Source organism: Dongia sp. agr-C8 (genome assembly GCF_054658695.1).
The window spans coordinates 284,669-302,351 of the sequence record NZ_BAAGHZ010000005.1 but is presented as its reverse complement, the minus strand read 5'-3'; the positions used below and the strand labels follow the sequence as shown (position 1 = coordinate 302,351).

Genomic DNA, 17,683 nt, shown 5'->3' with positions numbered 1-17,683 from the left:
TTTAAACTGCTGATATGGCTCGGAAAAACTCAAAGACGGACGCGGTCCAGCCGATGCTGGCGGCCGACCGGATTCGCAAGACCGCGCGGGAGCTGTTCTACCGCGAAGGGATCCGCGCGGTCGGCGTCGATGAGATCGTCTCCAAGGCCGGCGTCACCAAGCCCAGCCTCTACCGCAGCTTCACCTCGAAGGACGAGCTCGCCGCCGCCTACTTGCGCGACTATGACGGCGAGTTCTGGGCCCGTTTCAACCACTCGGCGGAAAAGCACCCGGACGATCCCAAGGCGCAGATCCTCGATTACATCCGCGGCCTCTCGCAGCGCGCGCAGCGCGACGACTACCGCGGCTGCGGGCTGACCAACGCCGCGGTCGAATACCCGACCGGCGATCATCCGGCGCGCCGGGTCGCCGAGGACCACAAGCAGCGCCTGCGCGCGCGGTTGACCGAGATGGCGAAGGGCATGGGCGCGAAACGCCCGCCGGTGCTGGCCGACGGGCTGCTGCTCCTGATCGAAGGGATCTTCGTCACCGGCCAGCTGTTCGGCGATCGCGGCCCGGCAATGCACGCGGTCGAGATCGCCGAGCTGATGATCGAAGCCGCCGGCGCGCAGTGAGCCTCTCGGAGACGACCATGATCGGTGTTACCCGCCTCACTCATTTCCACGCCCGGCCCTGATGCCCTTCGTCCCGATTTCCTTCGTCGTCGCCGTTCTGCTCCTCGTCCTGTTCGTTGCCGTGTTGAAGCGCGATAGCGCATCCGCTTCCGGAACCGCGCGGAACCTGCCCTTCCTGGCGCTGATCCTGCTCTGCGCCTTCCAGGCGTTGCTCTCCGGACTGCGCTGGGGCTACGGCATCGCACCGGTCATGTTCGTAACGCCCGTCACTGCGGCGCTGGTGCCGCCGCTGGTCTATGCCGGCGTTGCCAGGCAGGTCCGGAACAGCCGCTTCTCCCTCCGTTGGCGCTTGGCCCTGCACGGGATTCCCGCTGCCCTGGTCCTTCTCCTGTTGGTGACATGGCGCAGTGCCGTCGACCTGGCGCTGCCGGCAATCTTCGTCGGCTATGCCGGGGCGATCCTGCATCTGATGCGGACGGGGTCGGACGCGCTGCGGGCCACCCCGTTCGAAAGTGCCGAGCCGGTCTATCGCGCGCTGCTGTTCGCGGCGCTGTCGCTGCTGCTCTCGGCGACGCTCGATCTCCTGGTCCTTCTGGATTTTTCCTGGACCGCCGGCCGGCATGCTCCGGAAATCGTGGCCCTCGGCAATCTGCTGGCGCTGATCATCCTGTCGATCGCCGGCGCGGTCGCGCTGCGCGGCCGGGCCCTCGTCGAGCCCGAAAACATCCGCGCGCAGGTCGAGGAGCCCGGCGACCAGGAGATCCTCGCTTCCATTCAGGCGTTGATGGAGACCAAGCGGTCCTATCGCGACCCGAATCTCAATCTCGATCGCCTGGCGCGCAAGGTGGTGATCCCGGCCCGGCGGATCTCGACGGCCATCAATCGCGCCACCGGCAAGAACGTCTCCCGGTTCGTCAATGATTTCCGGATCGCCGCGGCCTGCAAGCTGCTGGCCGAGACCGACCAGCCGGTCACCGGAATCATGCTCGAAGTCGGCTTCCAGACCAAATCCAACTTCAATCGCGAGTTCCGCCGCGTCACCGGCATGACGCCGGCGGCGTGGCGGCAGCGCCGCACGAAGCCGGCCTGATCCAGCCTCTGGTCCGTCGCCCGCCGGGAGGGACTAAATCGCGATTCAGCACGATCGAAACGCGTTCGAGGTCGCCCCACGGCGCCGCCTCCGGCCATGTTTCCGGCCGGTTCCGCCATATGGGAGGTTTCGGTGAAGGTTTCGATCAGAGTCTGTTTCATGCTGTGGGCCGCCGGAATGGCCATGGTGATACTGGCCCCGCTGGCCGAGGCCGAAGACCCGGTGGGTGTCCGCCAGATCCTGGCGCCCGCCGCCGCGCGCGGCGGCAATCTCGATGCAACGGTTTGGTATCCGGCCCAGGCGGGCGGCGCGCCGGTCGTGCTGGGCGACAGCCTGTTCTTTCAGGGAACGGCCGCCTTGCAGGATTCCCCGATCCCGGCCGGGCGATTTCCGCTCATTCTGCTTTCCCATGGTGCCGGTCTGGCGGGAAACCCGCAGGCGCTGAGCTGGGTCGCGACAGCCTTGGCCCGACAGGGATTCATCGTCGCGGCGCCGGCCCATCCCGGAAACTCCGGCAAGAACCGATCCGCCGCGGAAACGATGAAGCTCTGGATGCGGCCGGGCGATCTCACCGCAACCCTCGATGCCCTGGAGCAGGATCCGTTCTTCAAACCGCATCTCGACCCGACCAGGGTGGGTGCGCTCGGTCTTTCGATGGGCGGCGGCACGGTCTTGGCGATCGCCGGTGCGCGCATCGATCCGAAGCGTCTGGCGGGTTATTGTGACACCGACCTGCGCAACGCCTCGCTCTGCGAATGGGTCCGGCAGAGCGGCGTCGATCTTCATGCCCTCGATCTGCAATCCGCCGCTCGCGACAACCGGGACCAGCGCATCCGTTTCGCGATGGCGATCGATCCGGCCCCGATCGACGTCTTCGCGTTCGAGAGCTTTACCGCGGTCGGGATTCCGGTCGATCTCGTCAATCTCGGTCAGCCGGGGAAGATCCCGGTGACGCTGGATGCGGCCGAGGCGGCGCGGGCGATTCCGAACGCGCATTACGCGACGATCGCCGATGCCAGCCATTTCAGCATGTTTGCCGAGTGCAAACCCGGCGCGGCGGCGCTCGCCGAGGCTGAGGAGATCGGCGACCCGATCTGCATGGACGGCGGCGGGCGTTCACGCTACGAAATTCATCGGCAGTTGATCGAGATGACGACGGCGGCGTTCCGCCGTGCGCTGAAGGCGGGTTCCTGAATGCAGAACGGCAGGACAGAGGCGGGGGCGTAGCCGGACATGGAATTGCCGGGCGCCCTGCGCCAAGCCGTCGATCAAGCCCTGCAAGGCGTCCCGCCGCGCGATCTCGCCGCAGCCGCGGAGGTACTCTCCCAACGCTATCGCGCGGAACTGCACGACGGCCGCCTGCATGTCGCCGATGACATGGCGGCCCGCGCTTATCTCGCCGCCCGCCTGCCCGCCACCTACGCCGCGATCCGCGCGGCGCTCAACGCCGTCGCCGCCGTGCGGCCGGAATTCGCACCGCGCCGCCTGCTCGATTTCGGCGCCGGTCCCGGCACCGCGCTCTGGGCCGCCGCCGATTGCTGGCCCGGTCTCAATGCGGCAACGCTGGTCGAAGCCAGCGGCTCGATGCGCAGGTTCGGCGCGGAGTTTGCGCCGCAGAGCGGGGTGGCGGCGATCGACTGGCGCGGCGATGCACCGGCCTCCGGCACGCATGATCTCGTGACGCTCGCCTATGTGCTGGACGAGCTTGATGTCGCGCAACGCGTGCGACTCGTCGAACGACTCTGGTCGCTCACCGGCGACACCTTGTTGATCGTCGAGCCCGGCACGCCCGGCGGCTACCGGCGCGTTCTTGAGGCGCGCGATCTCCTGCTGAAGCAGGGTGCGCGCATGATCGCGCCCTGTCCGCACGGCGGCGCATGTCCGCTGATCGCCCCCGATTGGTGCCATTTCTCCCGCCGCGTCGCGCGCAGCCGTGCCCATCTCCGGGCCAAGGATGCCGAAGTGCCCTGGGAAGACGAGAAGTTCAGCTATCTTGCCGTCACGCGGAATTCGGCGGCGTTGCCGGCGGCGCGCGTCATCGCGCCGCCGCAGGCCGGGAGCGGCAAGGTCGCGCTGAAATTATGCGGGAGCGATGGAGAGGCGCGGCGCGTCCTCGTCACCCGGCGCGAAGGCGATTCCTACAAACGGGCGAAGCGGCTGGGCTGGGGGGATTCCTGGGATGGAGGCTGACGATTGCATTGATGGAACAAAGCAGGTACAATTGGCGCGAAGGGTAGATGGGCCGCCTTGCATGTACCCAGCATGTACAGAATGGAGGGTCGCGGCGCCCTAGGCCGGCTTCCGCGCCCGCAAGGAGAAACTGAGCGGCAAGGGGATGCGGTCCTTGGGCAGCCGGTACATCCGGTTGCCGTCGTATTCCAGGCAGGGCCAGAGCTGCCAGGCGATCCGGTCATGCTCGTGGAACATCTCGATCGCGAGGCCGGCCTCGAGCAGCGCGCCGAAGATCTGTCGCAAGGGATGCGCCCATTCATGGGTCCGGGTATGGGCGAGCTTGGCCTGTTTGTTGGCGTAGGTGCCTTGCTCCTCGACCACCTGCGGCGCGGCATGTTCGAAATAGGGCCAGCCCGGGACCAGCGGATCCTCGGCCTTCTTCTGCTCGAGGGTGAGGGCCATCGGGTGGCCCTCCAGCAAATAGAGGAAGCCGCCGGGCTTGAGCACCTCGGCGACGACCCGGGCCCAGCGGTGGAGATCGGGCAGCCAGACGATGGCGCCCCAGGTGACGAAGGCGATGTCGTAGCTGGCGCCGAGCGCCGCGACAGCGTCGTAGACATTGCTCTGCACGAATCGTGCGTCGATCTTCGCCTCGGCGGCGAGCGCTTGCGCCGCCGCCACGGCATTGGGGGCGAAGTCGAGACCGGTCACCTTGGCGCCCCGCCGGGCCAGCGACAAGGTGTCGAGACCGAAATGACATTGCAGATGGACCAGGGACTTGCCGCGGACATCGCCGATTTCCTCGGCTTCAATCGGGTGCAAGGTGTCGCCGCCCTGGCGGAAGGCCTGGGTCAGGTAGTCCGACGAATGGACATGGGTCTCCACCACGCCGTTCCACCAGGCGAGGTTGATCGCGAAGGATTCGGCATCCGACATGGTGATTCCCCTGCATCCAAGCGTATTATTGCCCCGTTCTAATGCTCGGGCGGGGCTGCGGCAATCCGCGCGGCAACGTGACTTGAGGGTCCTGCGCCGGCTGCCCATTTATGCCGCATCGGACAGCGAGGATTCTCGCCATGCGCGAAGAGATGAACACCCAGACCAAGGCCAAGCTGGCGATCGTTGCGGTCGTCGCCGTCGCGCTGCTCGGCATCGCGGCGCCCTTGGCGCTGGCCGATGGTGTCGGCGCACCGACCTCGGCCGCCGGCGGCGTCAGCGCGCCGTCAAGCCCGAGCCGGCCTGGCGCGGTCGGCCCGCTCGGCGGCACCAACGGCAGCTCGGCCGTGGGCGGCAGCGGCAGCAGCACGCTGGACTACGATTACGAGCCGCTGAAGCTGGCGCCCCCGGGCACCGGCAAGTTCGACGATCCGAAGTCGCCCTGTACCGGGACGACCGGCTTCGGCTCCTCGAGCGCGCAGCCCGGCCACGGGTGCTGATCTGGGATTCTAGCGGCGGCCGGCGGCAGCGAAGCGGCGCTGCGCCGGCGCTGAATCTTCCTCGAACAGGGCGGCGAGCTGCTCCAGCACCGTGCCGCCCAGCTGCTCGACATCGACCAGCGTGACCGCGCGGCGGTAGTAGCGCGTTACGTCATGCCCGATGCCGATCGCGATGAGCTCGACCGGCGAGCGCAACTCGATCCAGTCGATCACCTGTCTGAGGTGATGCTCGAGATAATTCCCGGGATTGACTGAGAGCGTCGAGTCATCGACCGGCGCGCCGTCGGAGATCACCATCATGATCTTGCGCTGCTCCGGCCGGCCGATCAGCCGCTGATGCGCCCAGAGCAAAGCCTCGCCGTCGATATTCTCCTTGAGGATGCCCTCGCGCAGCATCAGCCCGAGATTCTTGCGCGCGCGCCGCCAGGGCGCGTCGGCCGACTTGTAGACGATGTGGCGCAGATCGTTGAGCCGGCCCGGATTGCTCGGCTTGCCGCCGGCGATCCAATGCTCGCGCGACTGGCCGCCCTTCCACATCCGCGTGGTGAAGCCGAGGATCTCGACCTTGACCCCGCAGCGCTCCAGCGTGCGCGCGAGAATATCGCCGGTCATCGCCGCGACGGTAATCGGCCGGCCGCGCATCGAGCCGGAATTGTCGATCAGCAGCGAGACCACGGTGTCCCTGAACTCGGTGTCGCTCTCCTGCTTGTAGGAGAGCGGCAGCTCCGGGTTCACGATGACCCGCGGCAGCCGCGCCGCGTCGAGCAGGCCTTCCTCGAGATTGAAGTTCCAGGAGCGGTTCTGCTTGGCCAGCAAGCGGCGCTGCAGCCGGTTGGCGAGCTTCGCGACGACCGCCTGCAGGTGGCTGAGCTGCTGGTCCAGCATATGGCGGAGCCGCGTCAGCTCGTCGGCGTCGCAAAGCTCGGCCGCGTCGATCACCTCGTCGAACTGGGTGGTGAAGGCCTTGTAGGCGGGCTCGTTGCGGCCGCGGTTGAAGTCCGGCTCATGGCGCTTGGAAGGCCGGCCGGGCTGCTCCTCCCCGGCTTCCATGTCCATATCGGAGTCTTCGGTGTCGTCGGCTTCCTCGGCCTCGGTCGCCTCGGCCTGCGCGGCATCGGCTTCCATCTCGACGCTGGATTCCGACTTGTCCTTCTCGCCGCCCTTGGACTGCTGGTCGTCGGGCTGCTGCTGGTTGTCGTCCTGGTCCTCGGATTCCTCGTCGGAATCCGATTCCGCATCCTCCTGCATGTCCTCGAGCTGCATGTCCTGCAGCAGGCGCCGCGTCGCCTTGGCAAAGGCGCGCTGGTTGCCGAGCACGTCGGAGAGCTGGCCGATATCGTCGCGCACCTGGGCCGAGAGGTCGCTGCGCCAGGCATCGACCATCGACTTTGCGGTCGCCGGTACGGCCTGGCCGGTCACCGCCTCGCGCACCAGCAGCCGCATCACCTCGGCGAGGTTGTTCTCCTGCTTGGCGTTGATCCGGGCATAGCCCTTTTGCCGGCAGTGCTCTTCCAGCTGCGCGGTCAAATTCTGCTGCACGCCGGCCATCTGCTTGGAGCCGATCGCCTCGACCCGCGCGGTCTCGATCGCGTTGAAAATCTCCCGGGCGAGCGGCGTGCGCGGGCTTTCCTTGCCGTGGGTCTTGGCGTTGTGGTGCTTCAGCTTCAGCGCGATCGCATCCGCCTCGCCGCGAGTGCAGGCGACCTCATTGGCCGGCATGTGGCGCGAGGGCGCGGTCAGCCGGGCCTCGCCACCGAGCAGGCCGGTCTGGCCGCCGCCGGCGGCGCCGGGGGCGAAGCTCACCTGGACGTCGTTGCGTTCGCCGATCGCACGGATCGCAGCACCCGTGACGCGCCGGAACTCATCGATCGGATTCTTGGATCCGCTCATGCCATGATCAGTGCGAGAGCTGGGCCTTGGCGGCGCTGTCCTTGAGATCGGTGCCGAAGCAGCGCTGGTAGTATTCCGCCACCACCGGCCGCTCGAGCTCGTCGCACTTGTTCAGGAACGAGACCCGGAAGGCGAAAGCGACGTCGTTGAAGATCCGCGCATTGTCGGCCCAGGTGATCACGGTGCGGGGGCTCATCACGGTCGAGATGTCGCCGTTGATGAAGCCGGCGCGGGTCAAGTCGGCACAGGCCACCATCGCGTCGATGGTCTTGCGGCCTTCCGGCGTGTCGTATTGCGGGCACTTGGCGACGACGATGTTGCTCTCGTCGTCATGCGGCAGGTAGTTCAGCGTGGAGACGATGTTCCAGCGGTCCATCTGGCCCTGGTTGATCTGTTGGGTGCCGTGATAGAGGCCGGTGGTGTCGCCGAGGCCCACCGTGTTCGCGGTCGAGAACAGGCGGAAGGCCGGATGCGGGCGGATGATCTTGTTCTGGTCGAGCAAGGTCAGCTTGCCCTCGACCTCGAGCACGCGCTGGATCACGAACATCACGTCCGGCCGGCCGGCGTCGTATTCGTCGAACACCAAAGCGGTCGGGTGCTGCAAGGCCCAGGGCAGCAGGCCTTCGCGGAACTCGGTCACCTGCTTGCCGTCCTTCAGCACGATCGCATCCTTGCCGATGAGATCGATACGGCTGATATGGCTGTCGAGGTTGATGCGGATGCAGGGCCAGTTGAGGCGGGCCGCGACCTGCTCGATATGGGTCGACTTGCCGGTGCCGTGATAGCCCTGGATCATGACGCGGCGGTTATGCGCAAAGCCCGCCAGGATCGCCATCGTGGTGTCGTGGTCGAAGCGGTAGGCCTCGTCCACGTCGGGCACGTTCTCGGTGCGCTGGCTGAAGGCCGGAACCTGCATGTCGGAATCGAGGCCGAACTGCTGGCGCACGGAGATGGTGATGTCCGGCAAGGTGGACTTGTCGTACGCCGATCCGTTCTTGGCCGAGGCGGAAGTTTGCAAAGCCATCAGGGCAGGTTCCAAAATCCAGAAATGGGAGGAAGTGCAAGCCAATTCAAGGATTTGCCGGGCCCGCTCGGATTCGGGCCGACCCGCCAAACGCTTAAACCGGCAAGCGTTTTAACGGCTTTGCCCTGTGCTGACTAGGGGGATGGCCGAAGGCCGGGGTTGCGAATTTGGTAAGGGTCGGCGCAGCATACTGGAACCGCAAGGAAGCTCGTTCAGCCCCCCATAGGAGCGAGGCGGTCATGGCCACCCAAGTTAGAGACAATCGAGACAATCCGGTCCGGAGCGATCCGGTCCCGCGCCCTCCGGTCGGCGGCAGCAAGGCCGTCATCCAGCAATATGTCGAGGCCCTCAACGCCGGTGATTTCGGCCGGTTGCGCAGTCTGTTCGCGCCCGACGCGGTGATCTACGGCGCGCTCGGCTGGGGCTCGCTCGACGAGGTGCTGCCCGGCTGGTACGACCTGCACCACGGCCTCCGGCTGCGGCTCGCGATCGAGGATATGATCGGCGAAGGCGACATCGTCGCCGTGCGCTATCGCGAGAGCGGCGCCTTCGTCGGGCCGTATCGCGGACAGACGCCGACCGACCGCAGCTACGAGCTGGTCGCGATCGAGTGGTTCGAGGTCAGGGACGGGAAGATCCGCCGCCGGTGGGGCGCCCGGGATTCCGCATCCCAGGCGCGCCAGCTCGGCATGCAGTAGTCGCGGGTTATTGGGCGATCTCGTAGGGAACGACGATCTTGTCCTGGTGCGCGAAGACCAGGCAGTCGCGGCCGCCGTTGCGGGTGGAGCATTCGTTGATCGCCGCCTGCGGGGTCAGCGAGCCGACTTCGCAATAGGTGTCAGGGCAGCCGGTCAGGCCCCAGCCGCTGCCATCCGTCGTGACGGCGAAGTAGCCGTTGCCGACCGGGCCGGAATAGCTCTTCGGCATCAGCCAATGCTTGTAGTTGATGAAGGCGTCCCAGACGCCCTTCTTGATGACGACTTTCTGGCCGCTCGCCATCTGGGCGGCGGGCGCGTCCTTCTTGCCGGAGGAGCCGCAGGCGACCAGAAGCACGGACAGTGCGGCCACCGTGGCAAACGCGATCGATCTCATGACGTAAATCCCCTTGACTGAAATCGGTAGGCTTTCATACACGGCAATCGGTTGAAAAGCGATTCCTCTCATTTCTCGGTGGTGTGAGGATTCGGGTCCGGGCCGGATGTGCTGCCCGTCGATGCCGAGCAGGCTGCGCTGAACCGCGCAGGCGCGCGGCGGACGATTGGACAAGCCGGCCCCGCCATGGCATTGGAGGGAGATGGGGTTTCGGACCATCCTCGGCCTGGTCTTCGGCGGCGCCTGGCTCGCCGCCGCCGCCGCGTCGTCGGCTTCGGCCGATGACAGCGACCTCTGTCTCGACGCCATCGCCGCGCAGGAGACCCAATACGGTATGCCCGCGGGGATGCTGAAGGCGATCGCCCGCGTGGAATCCAGCGGCAGCCCCTATGGCGACATCTCCAAGCCCTGGCCCTGGACGCTCAATGTCGGCGGCACGGGGCATTACTATCCGACCAAGGAAGCGGCGCTGACCGCGCTCACTGCCTATAAGACCGAGAGCGACGTCAACATCGATGTCGGCTGCATGCAGATCAGCCTGCGGCATCACCCCAACGCGTTTCCGGATCTCGCGACCGCGCTCGACCCCGCGTCGAACGTGGCCTATGGCGCGCTGTTCCTCGCCGCCCTGCACGACAAGTCGGGCGACTGGATGATCGCCGCCGGCAATTATCATTCGAGCACGCCCGGCTTCGGCGATACCTATCGCGGACTGGTCCAGGTGGCGATGACCGGCGGGCGCCTTTCGCCGCGCAGCGTCAGCGTGGTGCGCGCGACGCTGCCGGACGGGCCGGCGATCATCAACATCAGCCAGGTCGGCGGGGAGTTGGTGATCCGACGCCTCACCACGATGGGCCAGCCGATCGAGGGCAGCGAAGCCGCGGCCGCCGGCTACGGCGCCGGCTGCAACCATCAACAGAACCAGCCGGCGATGAGCGCCGGGCAGGGCGTGCGCGTCTGGTCGGGCGTCTGCAAGGATGCGCCGGATGCCGGCAGCGCCGGCAACCGGATCACGATCGTCGAGCCCTGAGCCGCGCGGGCGCGAGACGCCCGCGCGCCCTGGCGGTCACGCGGCGGCGGCCTTGAGGCTGGCCTTCACCGCCTCGGGTTCGATCCACAGCCCGAAGCCGACCGCCAGCCGGTTCCAGCCGTTGATGATGTTGATCATCAGGGTGAGCTTCACCTGCTCCTCCTCGGTGAACTGCGCCTTCAAGGCTTCATAGGCGCGCTCATGGGCATGGCCCTCCGACAGCTTGGTCAGCGCCTCGGTCCAGGCCAAGGCGGCGCGTTCGCGCTCGCTATAACAGGGCGCTTCGCGCCAGGCCGGCAGCAGGTTGATGCGCTGCTCGGTCTCGCCCTTCTCGCGGGCGAACACCGTGTGCATGTTGAGGCAGTTCGCACAGCCGTTGATCTGCGAGGCGCGGATCTCCACCAGGTGGACCAGCGCGGGGTCGAGGCTGCCGGCGACGGCGATCGATGCGCCCTGCCACTTCTTCATCAACTCGGGCGCGGCGGCGAAAGGATTAAGCTTCGGTGTCATGGTCGTCTCCGTGTTGCTACACTACCAAGACGAACGAGGAACCCGGAAATGTGACATCCGGGCCGATTCTTTTTTCGGAGGGCCTCATGACCGAGACCAATCTATCGGGATCGTGCTTCTGCGGCGCGGTCCGCTATCGACTGGCGCGCCCGCCCATGTTCGTCAATTGCTGCCACTGCCGCGACTGCCAGAAGCAGACCGGCGGCGCCTTCGCGATCAACGCCCTGATCGAGCGGAGCTGCATCGAGCTCGCCGAGGGATCGCAGGAGCCGGTGCGCATAACGATGCCGACCGAATCCGGGCGGCCGCACGACATCTATCGCTGCGCCAAGTGCCAGACGGCGCTGTGGAGCGATTACGGTCGCCGCGGCGTGATGGTCTTCGTACGCGTTTCCACGCTCGACCAAGCCCACGACATCGCCCCCGATGCGCATATCTTCACGCGGTCCAAGGTGCCCTGGGTTATCTTGCCGCCGGGCGCCCGCAGCTTCGACGTCTACTACGACATGCAGAAGGAGTGGCCGAAGGAGAGCCTGGCGCGCCGCGCCGCCATACTCGGCGACGGCTGAGCGGCGCGGCTACGGCTTCGCCGCCAGTTCCAGGACCGCGTCGACCACCTTCTGCGGCGCCTCGCGGGGAAAGAAGTGGCCGGCGACCGGCACGACCTCGCGGCGGTAGAAGCCGGTGAAATAGGGCGCGTGCTGCGCGGAGGTCTCGGGCACATCCACTTCGTCCGCGGCGCCATGCAGCACGACCGTCGGCACCGTGATCTTGGGGCTCAAGGCCAGGCGCCGTTCGATGTCTTCATAGGCCGGGTCGCTCGGTGCCGCCTGATAGCGGTGGCGATAGGAGTGGATGACGATGTCGACATAGTCGGGATTGTCGAAAGCGGCTCCGGTCGCGGCATAGGTCGCGTCGTCGAAGGCCCAGTTCGGCGACCACATCTTCCAGAGCAGCCGGCAGATGTCGTGGCGGTTGGCGGCGAGCCCGGCGACGCCGCGCGCGGTGTTGAAATACCATTGGTACCAGAAGCGCCATTCCTGGTCGGCCGGCTCGGGCTTCATGTTCCCGGCGATGTTCTGGATGTTGTAGCCGCCGACCGAGACCAGGCCCTTCACCCGCTCCGGCCAGAGCGCCGCGGTGATGCAGGCCGCGCGGCCGCCCCAATCGTAGCCGACGAGGAAGGCGCGCGCGATGCCGAGCGCATCCATCAGTTCCTTCAGGTCGCTCCCGATGGCGCCCTGCTGGCCCGAGCGCATGGTGTTCGGCGATAGAAATCGCGTCGCCCCATAGCCGCGCAGGAAGGGCACGATCACCCGATAGCCTTGCGCGGCCAGCGGAACTGCGACGCCGTCCCAGGTGCGCACGTCGTCGGGAAAGCCGTGCATCAGGAAGACCGGCGTGCCGTCGGCCGGCCCGCTTTCTTCGTAGGCGATTTCGAGAACCGAGGTGCGGGCGCGCCGCAAGCTGGCCGTCGTCATGCTTCGGCCGCGGCGGCCTTCAAGGTGCCATAGGCCTGGTTGACCAGCTTCAGCTGCTCTTCGGCGCTGGTGTCGCCGCCATTGGCATCGGGATGGAGCCGCTTCACCAGCGACTTGTAGCGGGCGCGGATCTCGGCCCAGGTCACCGGCGGCGAGAGCTCGAGCACGGCGAGCGCCGCCTCTTCCTTGCTGGCGATCTTCTGTCTTTGCCGGCGGTGCTCCTGCTCGGCGCGGTTCTTCGCGGCGTTCATGCGCGCGTTGACCGCCTCGCGCACGTCATCCGGCATGAACTCCGTCTCGTCCATTGCGGCGAAGCGCCGCGCGGCGGCGCTGGTGCCCCATTGGCCGAGCGGCCAGGTCGGGCGCTGCCAGACCGTGTCGAAGCGCACCTGCTTTTCGATTTGATCGGTGTTCATGCCCGCGTAGAAATCCCAGGACTTGTTGTATTCGCGCACATGGTCCAGGCAGAACCAGAGATATTGGTTCAGCTGGTGCGGCGATTTCGGCGCGCGATAGAGCCCCTCGGCCTCACATCCGGCATGATGGCAGCGCATCGCCTGCGGCGGGGGATCGGGTATGTGGTAGCGCTTGGCCATCGTTCCAGTATGGCGGAGCCGGCGGCACCGGTGCAAGCAAAGGCCCTATGCCGCGCCTGCATCGCCGCTGTCCGTGATTCAGCCCAAGGTCGGGATTGTCTCTCGTGATGATGCAGATATGGTGACAATATCCGAGCCGGACAAGCTTGTGCCTGTGCGGCAGGCGCGTGGGAGTGTGAATATGGGTGCGGTAAAGGCGCGGATCGAAAGCAAGCTCAAGGCGGCCTTTGCCCCCGACGCGCTGGAGGTTGAGGACCAGACCAATCAGCATCATGGTCACGCCGGCTGGCGCGAGAGCGGCGAAACACATTTTCGAGTCGCGATCCGCAGCGCGCAGTTCTCCGGCCGCAGCCGGGTCGAGCGGCAGCGCGCGATATACCAAATTCTCGCGGAAGAGCTGGCCGGACCGGTGCATGCCTTGGCGATTTCGGCCAGCGCACCGGGCGAACCGGAAGCCTGAACAATACCCGAAATTGGGCAGGGCCAAACTTCGGGGCAATGTTTCCTAACTTACTAGGATTGAAGCGAAAAACTCTACAACCCGGTTGACTTAATAGCGAATAACATCTAGCGATAAGCGTACTCGATTTGAGTAGGGACGGCGCCGGCGCTGGCGGGATGAACCAGGGCCGGTGAATCGGGGTCGGAAGAAAAATGGCAAAACGGCCGAAAGCGGCGATGATTGCCCGCAATGTGACAGTGGCGGGCAGGCGAACCAGTCTGCGCATGGAACCCGAGATGTGGGAAGCGCTGCAGGAAGCTGCCGCCCGCGAAGGGCTGAGCCTGCATGACTTCTGTACCGGCGTCGCTAAGAAGCGCGGCGGCTACAGCATGACGGCGGCGATCCGCGTGTACCTGCTGAACTACTTCCGCGACGCGGCGACTGAAGCCGGTCATCGATCCGCCGGCCACGGCAAGGCCAAAGGCAAGCGCTGACAGCGATCAGCTTTTCGGCTGATAGAAATCCGGCCAGCTCTGCTTCACCACCTCTCCGTCCGCGGCGAGCGCGTGACAGGTGTCGATGAAACCCGGCCGCTTCTTCTTGCCTTCGACGCTCTCGGCCGGCGGCCCGGCCTTCTCGCGGCGTTGCCGTTGCTGCGCGCCATAGATGGTCTGGAACGCGACCGTAGCCAGGGTGCGCAGCAGCTCGACGTGATGGGTGCAGCCTTCGACTCCGCCGAACTTCTCCTTTAAGAGCGCGCTCCAGCCGCGACCGATCCTGGCGCCTCTGAGTGAAGCGAAGACCGGCGTGATCGCCGGGCAGACGGCGAAGGGCGCCGCTGCAGTCTCCGCCACCACCTCGATGATCCTGAACTCATCGTCGAGCGTGACGCGGACCCGCATGTCGTGCAGCGGCTCGTCGGCCTTGATCTCGCCGCGAAAATCGTTCGGAAAAGCATAGGTCTTCCGGTCGGTCATCCGGCCCTCGATGTCGTAATGGCCGTCGGCGCGCCGGTAGCCCTCGAAAGCGAAGTCGCGCTTGTGCAGCAGCTCCCGTGTACTCACGCCGCAGCTCCGGTCGTGCCGCCGCCCGGCTTCTTCGGCTGGATCTTCACCGTCACGGTGGTGTCCGGATTGGCGGCCCGGGTCGCGGCAACCGTCTCGCCTTCCGGCTTCGGCTCCGTGGCCGGCGGCGTCAGCTTCACCCGGGTGATCTGGTTGCGGCGGCGGTCGAGGATCTCGAAGCGGAAGCCGTAGAAGACGAAGACCTGCCCGACCATCGGGATGCGCCGCGCCTCGTACATGACCAGGCCGGCGATGGTCGAGGCATGCTCGTCCGGCAACTGCCAGCCGAACTCGCGGTTGAGGTCGCGCAGCGTCACCGTGCCGTCCATCACATAGGAGCCGTCGGCCTCGGCGGTGACGCCGCTGACCTTGATGTCGTGCTCGTCGGAAATGTCGCCGACGATCTCTTCCAGGATGTCTTCGAGCGTCACGATACCCATCAGGGCGCCGTATTCGTCGACCACGATGGCGAAATGCTCGTGGCGCGCGCGGAAGGCCTCGAGCTGGGCCAGGAGATCGGTGCTGTCGGGAATGAACCAGGGCTTGCCGGCCAGCGCGACGATGTCCAGCCCTTCGAACTTCCATTGGTTGGCATGGAGGGCGCGCAGCAGCGCCTTCGCATGCAGCACGCCGACGATGTTGTCGGGATCGCCGCGATAGATCGGGATGCGCGTATGCGGGCTGTTCAGCGCCTGGTTCACGATCTCTTCGATCGGCAGGTCGGCGTCCAGCATGGTCATGTTGCGCCGGTGAATCATGATGTCGGAGACCGGCACGTCGTCGAGGTCCAGGATCGAATGCAGCATCTGCCCGGTGTCCTGGATCTCCTCCGCCGATCCGGCGTGGAGCTCGATCGCGCCGCGCAATTCCTCGATGCGCTCCGCCGCGCCCGGCTCATTGACGATCTTCAATCCGAACAGCCGCAGGAAGCCGCTGCAGATCAGCTGGGTCACATGGGTGACCGGATAGGTCAGCATGACGAAGAACTGCACCAGCGGCGCCACCGTCAGCGAGAACCGGTCGGCATTGTTGATGGCGAAGGTCTTCGGCAGCACTTCCGCGAAGATGAACAGGAAGGCGGTAGCGACGCCGGCGGCGATCAGCGGCATGGCGCCGCGCTCGCCGAACTCGGCGCTCAAGAACGCCGTCATCAGCGCCGCAGTCGCGGCGTTCACGAAAGTGTTCCCGAGCAGCACCGTCGCGATCACCTTCTCCATCCTCTGGTGGAGCTTGCCGACCATCAGCGCCCGCTTGTTCCCCTGGCTGATGAGGGACTGCATGCGCGCGCGAGAGACGGCGGTGAGCGCGGTTTCCGACCCGGAGAAGAATCCGGAGCAGACCAGCAGCAATATCAGGCCGATGGCATAGATGATCATGGCGTCATCCATTCATTGAGAACAGATCAGGCGGCGATGGCGGTTTCCAGCAGAGCGGAGATTTCATTGAGCTCGGCATGGGCCGGGAAGAACGCCTTGCCGATGCCGCGCGCGAGGACGAAGGCGATGCGCCCGTCCTGCACCTTCTTGTCGCGGCTCATATGGCGGATCAGGCGCTCGGCCTGCCAGTCGCGCCCGTCGATCCAGTTGGGTGAGGTCGGCAGGCCGACGCTCGCGAGATGCCGCTGCACCCGGGCGGCGTCCTCGAGCGAGCAAAGTCCCAGCTGGGCGGAAAGATCGAAGGCCATCACCATGCCGATCGCCACCGCCTCGCCATGCAGCAACTCGTCGGAATAGCCGCATTCGGCTTCCAGCGCATGGCCGAAGGTATGGCCGAGATTGAGCAGGGCACGGGCATCCTGCTCGCGCTCGTCGGCGGCGACCACGCGCGCCTTGTTGCGGCAGCTTTCCAGCACCGCATGGCGCAAGGGTCCATCGGCGCGCTCGATGACATCGACGCCATTCGATTCCAGCCAGGAGAAAAAAGCCGGGTCGTTGATCAGTCCATATTTGGCGACCTCGGCATAGCCGGCCAGCATCTGGCGGCGCGGCAGGGTGTCGAGCGCCGCGGTGTCGGCCAGCACCAGGCGCGGCTGATGGAAGGCGCCGACCAGGTTCTTGCCCTGGGGCGTGTCGATGCCGGTCTTGCCGCCGACCGAGGAATCGACCTGCGCCAGCAAGGTGGTCGGAATCTGCACGAAATCGATGCCGCGCAACGCCACCGCCGCCGCGAAGCCGGTCAGGTCGCCGATCACGCCGCCGCCCAAGGCCACCAAGGTGGTGCGCCGCTCAATGCCGAGCTCCAGCAGCTGGCTGAGCAGGTTCTCCAGGCCGGCGAAGCTCTTGGTCTGCTCGCCGGCTTCCAGCACGATGCTGTCGATGGCGATGCCGGCGGCGCGCACCGCGCGTTCCAGGCTTTCAAGGTGGTGCCTTGCGACATTGCTGTCGGTGACCGCGACCACGCGCTTTTGCTTGAGATGCGGCAGCATCAGCGCGCCCGCATCGGCGATCAGGCCGCGGCCGATCAAGATCTCGTAGCTGCGCTTGCCGAGCTCGACGCTCAGCCGGTCGATTCCGGATCGGTCGCTCATTCCGCCGCGCCCGACTGCGGATGATTGAGATAGGAGTCCAAGGCTTCGAGCACGCGGTCCATGGTCATCTCCGGCGGGCCGTCGGCGCTGTCGACCGTGACATCGGCCTCGGCATAGACCGGATAGCGGAGCTCCATGAGCTCGGTCAGCTTGGCGCGCTGGTCGACGTTCTTCAGCAGCGGCCGGTCGTTGCGGCGGCCGACCCGCTTCAGGAGCTGCTCCAATTCGGCGCGCAGCCAGATCGAGATCGACTTGTCCTTGATCAGCGCCCGGGTCTGCGGGTCCATGAAGGCGCCGCCGCCGGTCGCCATGACATGGACCGGGTTGTTCAGCAGGCGCGCGATCACGCGCCGCTCGCCGTCGCGGAAGGCCTGCTCGCCATGCACCTCGAAGATGTCGGAGATGCTGCAGCCGGCGGCGGCTTCGATCTCGCGATCGGCGTCGACGAAGGGCAGCCCGAAATGCTGCGCCAGGCGCTTGCCGATGCAGCTCTTTCCGGCGCCCATCAGCCCGACCAGGACGATCGTGCGGTCGAGATTGCCGGGAATCACTCTGTTCATCCTTCTCCGCCGTACCTTCGCTCACCGCCGACCACCCGCGTTCACCGCGGCGTGATCGAAAACGAGACTAGCATAGAGAATAAGCCCTATGGCAAGTTACCCGGCGCCGCAGCCGGCCCGAGCCGGCGGAATGAAGCTTTTCTTTTCAAGAACTT

The 17,683-nt window shown here is 66.2% G+C and carries 21 protein-coding genes; 10 read left to right on the top strand and 11 right to left on the bottom strand.

Going from position 1 to position 17,683, the window contains the following annotated elements:
- Positions 1-53 precede the first annotated feature (53 nt).
- From ACYQ4T_RS25785 to ACYQ4T_RS25770, 4 genes are all read left to right on the top strand, one after another.
- A complete protein-coding gene (locus ACYQ4T_RS25785; RefSeq protein ID WP_459859502.1) occupies positions 54-614 on the top strand; it encodes a TetR/AcrR family transcriptional regulator in 561 nt (186 codons plus the stop codon).
- A 61-nt stretch (positions 615-675) separates the two neighbouring features.
- Positions 676-1,704 carry a helix-turn-helix domain-containing protein gene (locus ACYQ4T_RS25780; protein WP_459859501.1) on the top strand — a complete coding sequence of 343 codons (1,029 nt, stop codon included), beginning with the start codon at positions 676-678 and terminating at the stop codon, positions 1,702-1,704.
- A gap of 183 nt (positions 1,705-1,887) precedes the next feature.
- Positions 1,888-2,898: an alpha/beta hydrolase family protein gene (locus ACYQ4T_RS25775; protein ID WP_459859500.1), complete on the top strand. Its 1,011-nt coding sequence runs from the start codon at positions 1,888-1,890 to the stop codon at positions 2,896-2,898.
- 39 nt (positions 2,899-2,937) lie between these two features.
- Positions 2,938-3,894 (top strand): small ribosomal subunit Rsm22 family protein, encoded by a 957-nt coding sequence (locus ACYQ4T_RS25770; RefSeq protein ID WP_459859499.1) that lies wholly within the window; start codon positions 2,938-2,940, stop codon positions 3,892-3,894.
- Between the two features lie 99 nt (positions 3,895-3,993).
- Here ACYQ4T_RS25770 and ACYQ4T_RS25765 read toward each other — a convergent pair whose 3' ends face one another.
- Positions 3,994-4,812, bottom strand: a complete 819-nt coding sequence (locus ACYQ4T_RS25765; RefSeq protein ID WP_459859498.1) for a class I SAM-dependent methyltransferase — start codon at positions 4,810-4,812, stop codon at positions 3,994-3,996.
- 140 nt (positions 4,813-4,952) lie between these two features.
- Between ACYQ4T_RS25765 and ACYQ4T_RS25760 the strand changes: the two genes are divergently transcribed.
- The gene (locus tag ACYQ4T_RS25760) at positions 4,953-5,312 is read left to right on the top strand and encodes a hypothetical protein (protein WP_459859497.1); all 360 of its coding nucleotides are present in this window, start codon (positions 4,953-4,955) and stop codon (positions 5,310-5,312) included.
- A 9-nt stretch (positions 5,313-5,321) separates the two neighbouring features.
- Here the strand turns inward: ACYQ4T_RS25760 and cobT are convergent, their stop codons facing one another.
- Together cobT and cobS are read right to left on the bottom strand one after the other, a co-directional pair.
- Complete coding sequence (gene cobT / locus ACYQ4T_RS25755) at positions 5,322-7,202, bottom strand: cobaltochelatase subunit CobT (RefSeq protein WP_459859496.1); 1,881 nt, start codon at positions 7,200-7,202, stop codon at positions 5,322-5,324.
- Positions 7,203-7,209: 7 nt separating this feature from the next.
- The gene (gene cobS / locus ACYQ4T_RS25750) at positions 7,210-8,226 is read right to left on the bottom strand and encodes a cobaltochelatase subunit CobS (RefSeq protein WP_459859495.1); all 1,017 of its coding nucleotides are present in this window, start codon (positions 8,224-8,226) and stop codon (positions 7,210-7,212) included.
- Between the two features lie 239 nt (positions 8,227-8,465).
- Here cobS and ACYQ4T_RS25745 point away from each other — a divergent pair, with 239 nt between their 5' ends.
- The gene (locus tag ACYQ4T_RS25745; RefSeq protein ID WP_459859494.1) at positions 8,466-8,924 is read left to right on the top strand and encodes an ester cyclase; all 459 of its coding nucleotides are present in this window, start codon (positions 8,466-8,468) and stop codon (positions 8,922-8,924) included.
- A gap of 7 nt (positions 8,925-8,931) precedes the next feature.
- Here the strand turns inward: ACYQ4T_RS25745 and ACYQ4T_RS25740 are convergent, their stop codons facing one another.
- Complete coding sequence (locus ACYQ4T_RS25740; RefSeq protein WP_459859493.1) at positions 8,932-9,318, bottom strand: hypothetical protein; 387 nt, start codon at positions 9,316-9,318, stop codon at positions 8,932-8,934.
- Positions 9,319-9,520: 202 nt separating this feature from the next.
- On the opposite strand from ACYQ4T_RS25740, the gene ACYQ4T_RS25735 reads away from it, so the two are divergent.
- Entirely contained in the window at positions 9,521-10,348 is an 828-nt protein-coding gene (locus ACYQ4T_RS25735) for a transglycosylase SLT domain-containing protein (protein WP_459859492.1), read from the top strand.
- A 36-nt stretch (positions 10,349-10,384) separates the two neighbouring features.
- On the opposite strand, the gene ACYQ4T_RS25730 is transcribed toward ACYQ4T_RS25735, so the two are convergent.
- Complete coding sequence (locus ACYQ4T_RS25730) at positions 10,385-10,858, bottom strand: carboxymuconolactone decarboxylase family protein (RefSeq protein ID WP_459859491.1); 474 nt, start codon at positions 10,856-10,858, stop codon at positions 10,385-10,387.
- A gap of 86 nt (positions 10,859-10,944) precedes the next feature.
- Here ACYQ4T_RS25730 and ACYQ4T_RS25725 point away from each other — a divergent pair, with 86 nt between their 5' ends.
- On the top strand, positions 10,945-11,427 hold the full coding sequence (locus tag ACYQ4T_RS25725; RefSeq protein WP_459859490.1) for a GFA family protein: 483 nt from the start codon (positions 10,945-10,947) through the stop codon (positions 11,425-11,427).
- A gap of 9 nt (positions 11,428-11,436) precedes the next feature.
- Here ACYQ4T_RS25725 and ACYQ4T_RS25720 read toward each other — a convergent pair whose 3' ends face one another.
- Together ACYQ4T_RS25720 and ACYQ4T_RS25715 are read right to left on the bottom strand one after the other, a co-directional pair.
- Positions 11,437-12,339, bottom strand: coding sequence for an alpha/beta fold hydrolase (locus tag ACYQ4T_RS25720; RefSeq protein ID WP_459859489.1), 903 nt, complete (start codon positions 12,337-12,339; stop codon positions 11,437-11,439).
- Positions 12,336-12,935 (bottom strand): J domain-containing protein, encoded by a 600-nt coding sequence (locus ACYQ4T_RS25715; RefSeq protein WP_459859488.1) that lies wholly within the window; start codon positions 12,933-12,935, stop codon positions 12,336-12,338. Before ACYQ4T_RS25715 ends, ACYQ4T_RS25720 begins: the two co-directional genes overlap by 4 nt.
- 181 nt (positions 12,936-13,116) lie before the next feature.
- Between ACYQ4T_RS25715 and ACYQ4T_RS25710 the strand changes: the two genes are divergently transcribed.
- Both ACYQ4T_RS25710 and ACYQ4T_RS25705 read left to right on the top strand, forming a co-directional pair.
- Complete coding sequence (locus tag ACYQ4T_RS25710) at positions 13,117-13,395, top strand: BolA family protein (protein WP_459859487.1); 279 nt, start codon at positions 13,117-13,119, stop codon at positions 13,393-13,395.
- Between the two features lie 194 nt (positions 13,396-13,589).
- Positions 13,590-13,871 carry a ribbon-helix-helix domain-containing protein gene (locus tag ACYQ4T_RS25705; RefSeq protein WP_459859486.1) on the top strand — a complete coding sequence of 94 codons (282 nt, stop codon included), beginning with the start codon at positions 13,590-13,592 and terminating at the stop codon, positions 13,869-13,871.
- Between the two features lie 6 nt (positions 13,872-13,877).
- Here the strand turns inward: ACYQ4T_RS25705 and ACYQ4T_RS25700 are convergent, their stop codons facing one another.
- Genes ACYQ4T_RS25700 through ACYQ4T_RS25685 form a run of 4 tightly spaced genes read right to left on the bottom strand, consistent with a single transcriptional unit; the run spans position 13,878 to position 17,528 of the window.
- Positions 13,878-14,441 carry a DUF2889 domain-containing protein gene (locus ACYQ4T_RS25700; protein ID WP_459859485.1) on the bottom strand — a complete coding sequence of 188 codons (564 nt, stop codon included), beginning with the start codon at positions 14,439-14,441 and terminating at the stop codon, positions 13,878-13,880.
- Positions 14,438-15,817: an HlyC/CorC family transporter gene (locus tag ACYQ4T_RS25695; protein WP_459859484.1), complete on the bottom strand. Its 1,380-nt coding sequence runs from the start codon at positions 15,815-15,817 to the stop codon at positions 14,438-14,440. The genes ACYQ4T_RS25700 and ACYQ4T_RS25695 overlap by 4 nt, the downstream gene beginning before the upstream one ends.
- Before the next feature lie 26 nt (positions 15,818-15,843).
- Positions 15,844-16,968, bottom strand: coding sequence for a 3-dehydroquinate synthase (aroB, locus tag ACYQ4T_RS25690; RefSeq protein ID WP_459859483.1), 1,125 nt, complete (start codon positions 16,966-16,968; stop codon positions 15,844-15,846).
- A complete protein-coding gene (locus ACYQ4T_RS25685; RefSeq protein ID WP_459859482.1) occupies positions 16,965-17,528 on the bottom strand; it encodes a shikimate kinase in 564 nt (187 codons plus the stop codon). Before ACYQ4T_RS25685 ends, aroB begins: the two co-directional genes overlap by 4 nt.
- Positions 17,529-17,683 lie beyond the last annotated feature (155 nt).

Bases quoted from the DNA above. Each gene is read 5' to 3' on its own strand.
- ACYQ4T_RS25785 (WP_459859502.1), top strand. From the start codon at position 54: ATGCTGGCGGCCGACCGGATTCGCAAGACCGCGCGGGAGCTGTTCTAC.
- ACYQ4T_RS25780 (WP_459859501.1), top strand. From the start codon at position 676: ATGCCCTTCGTCCCGATTTCCTTCGTCGTCGCCGTTCTGCTCCTCGTC.
- ACYQ4T_RS25775 (WP_459859500.1), top strand. From the start codon at position 1,888: ATGGTGATACTGGCCCCGCTGGCCGAGGCCGAAGACCCGGTGGGTGTC.
- ACYQ4T_RS25770 (WP_459859499.1), top strand. From the start codon at position 2,938: ATGGAATTGCCGGGCGCCCTGCGCCAAGCCGTCGATCAAGCCCTGCAA.
- ACYQ4T_RS25765 (WP_459859498.1), bottom strand. From the start codon at position 4,812: ATGTCGGATGCCGAATCCTTCGCGATCAACCTCGCCTGGTGGAACGGC.
- ACYQ4T_RS25760 (WP_459859497.1), top strand. From the start codon at position 4,953: ATGCGCGAAGAGATGAACACCCAGACCAAGGCCAAGCTGGCGATCGTT.
- cobT (WP_459859496.1), bottom strand. From the start codon at position 7,202: ATGAGCGGATCCAAGAATCCGATCGATGAGTTCCGGCGCGTCACGGGT.
- cobS (WP_459859495.1), bottom strand. From the start codon at position 8,226: ATGGCTTTGCAAACTTCCGCCTCGGCCAAGAACGGATCGGCGTACGAC.
- ACYQ4T_RS25745 (WP_459859494.1), top strand. From the start codon at position 8,466: ATGGCCACCCAAGTTAGAGACAATCGAGACAATCCGGTCCGGAGCGAT.
- ACYQ4T_RS25740 (WP_459859493.1), bottom strand. From the start codon at position 9,318: ATGAGATCGATCGCGTTTGCCACGGTGGCCGCACTGTCCGTGCTTCTG.
- ACYQ4T_RS25735 (WP_459859492.1), top strand. From the start codon at position 9,521: ATGGGGTTTCGGACCATCCTCGGCCTGGTCTTCGGCGGCGCCTGGCTC.
- ACYQ4T_RS25730 (WP_459859491.1), bottom strand. From the start codon at position 10,858: ATGACACCGAAGCTTAATCCTTTCGCCGCCGCGCCCGAGTTGATGAAG.
- ACYQ4T_RS25725 (WP_459859490.1), top strand. From the start codon at position 10,945: ATGACCGAGACCAATCTATCGGGATCGTGCTTCTGCGGCGCGGTCCGC.
- ACYQ4T_RS25720 (WP_459859489.1), bottom strand. From the start codon at position 12,339: ATGACGACGGCCAGCTTGCGGCGCGCCCGCACCTCGGTTCTCGAAATC.
- ACYQ4T_RS25715 (WP_459859488.1), bottom strand. From the start codon at position 12,935: ATGGCCAAGCGCTACCACATACCCGATCCCCCGCCGCAGGCGATGCGC.
- ACYQ4T_RS25710 (WP_459859487.1), top strand. From the start codon at position 13,117: ATGGGTGCGGTAAAGGCGCGGATCGAAAGCAAGCTCAAGGCGGCCTTT.
- ACYQ4T_RS25705 (WP_459859486.1), top strand. From the start codon at position 13,590: ATGGCAAAACGGCCGAAAGCGGCGATGATTGCCCGCAATGTGACAGTG.
- ACYQ4T_RS25695 (WP_459859484.1), bottom strand. From the start codon at position 15,817: ATGATCATCTATGCCATCGGCCTGATATTGCTGCTGGTCTGCTCCGGA.
- aroB (WP_459859483.1), bottom strand. From the start codon at position 16,968: ATGAGCGACCGATCCGGAATCGACCGGCTGAGCGTCGAGCTCGGCAAG.
- ACYQ4T_RS25685 (WP_459859482.1), bottom strand. From the start codon at position 17,528: ATGAACAGAGTGATTCCCGGCAATCTCGACCGCACGATCGTCCTGGTC.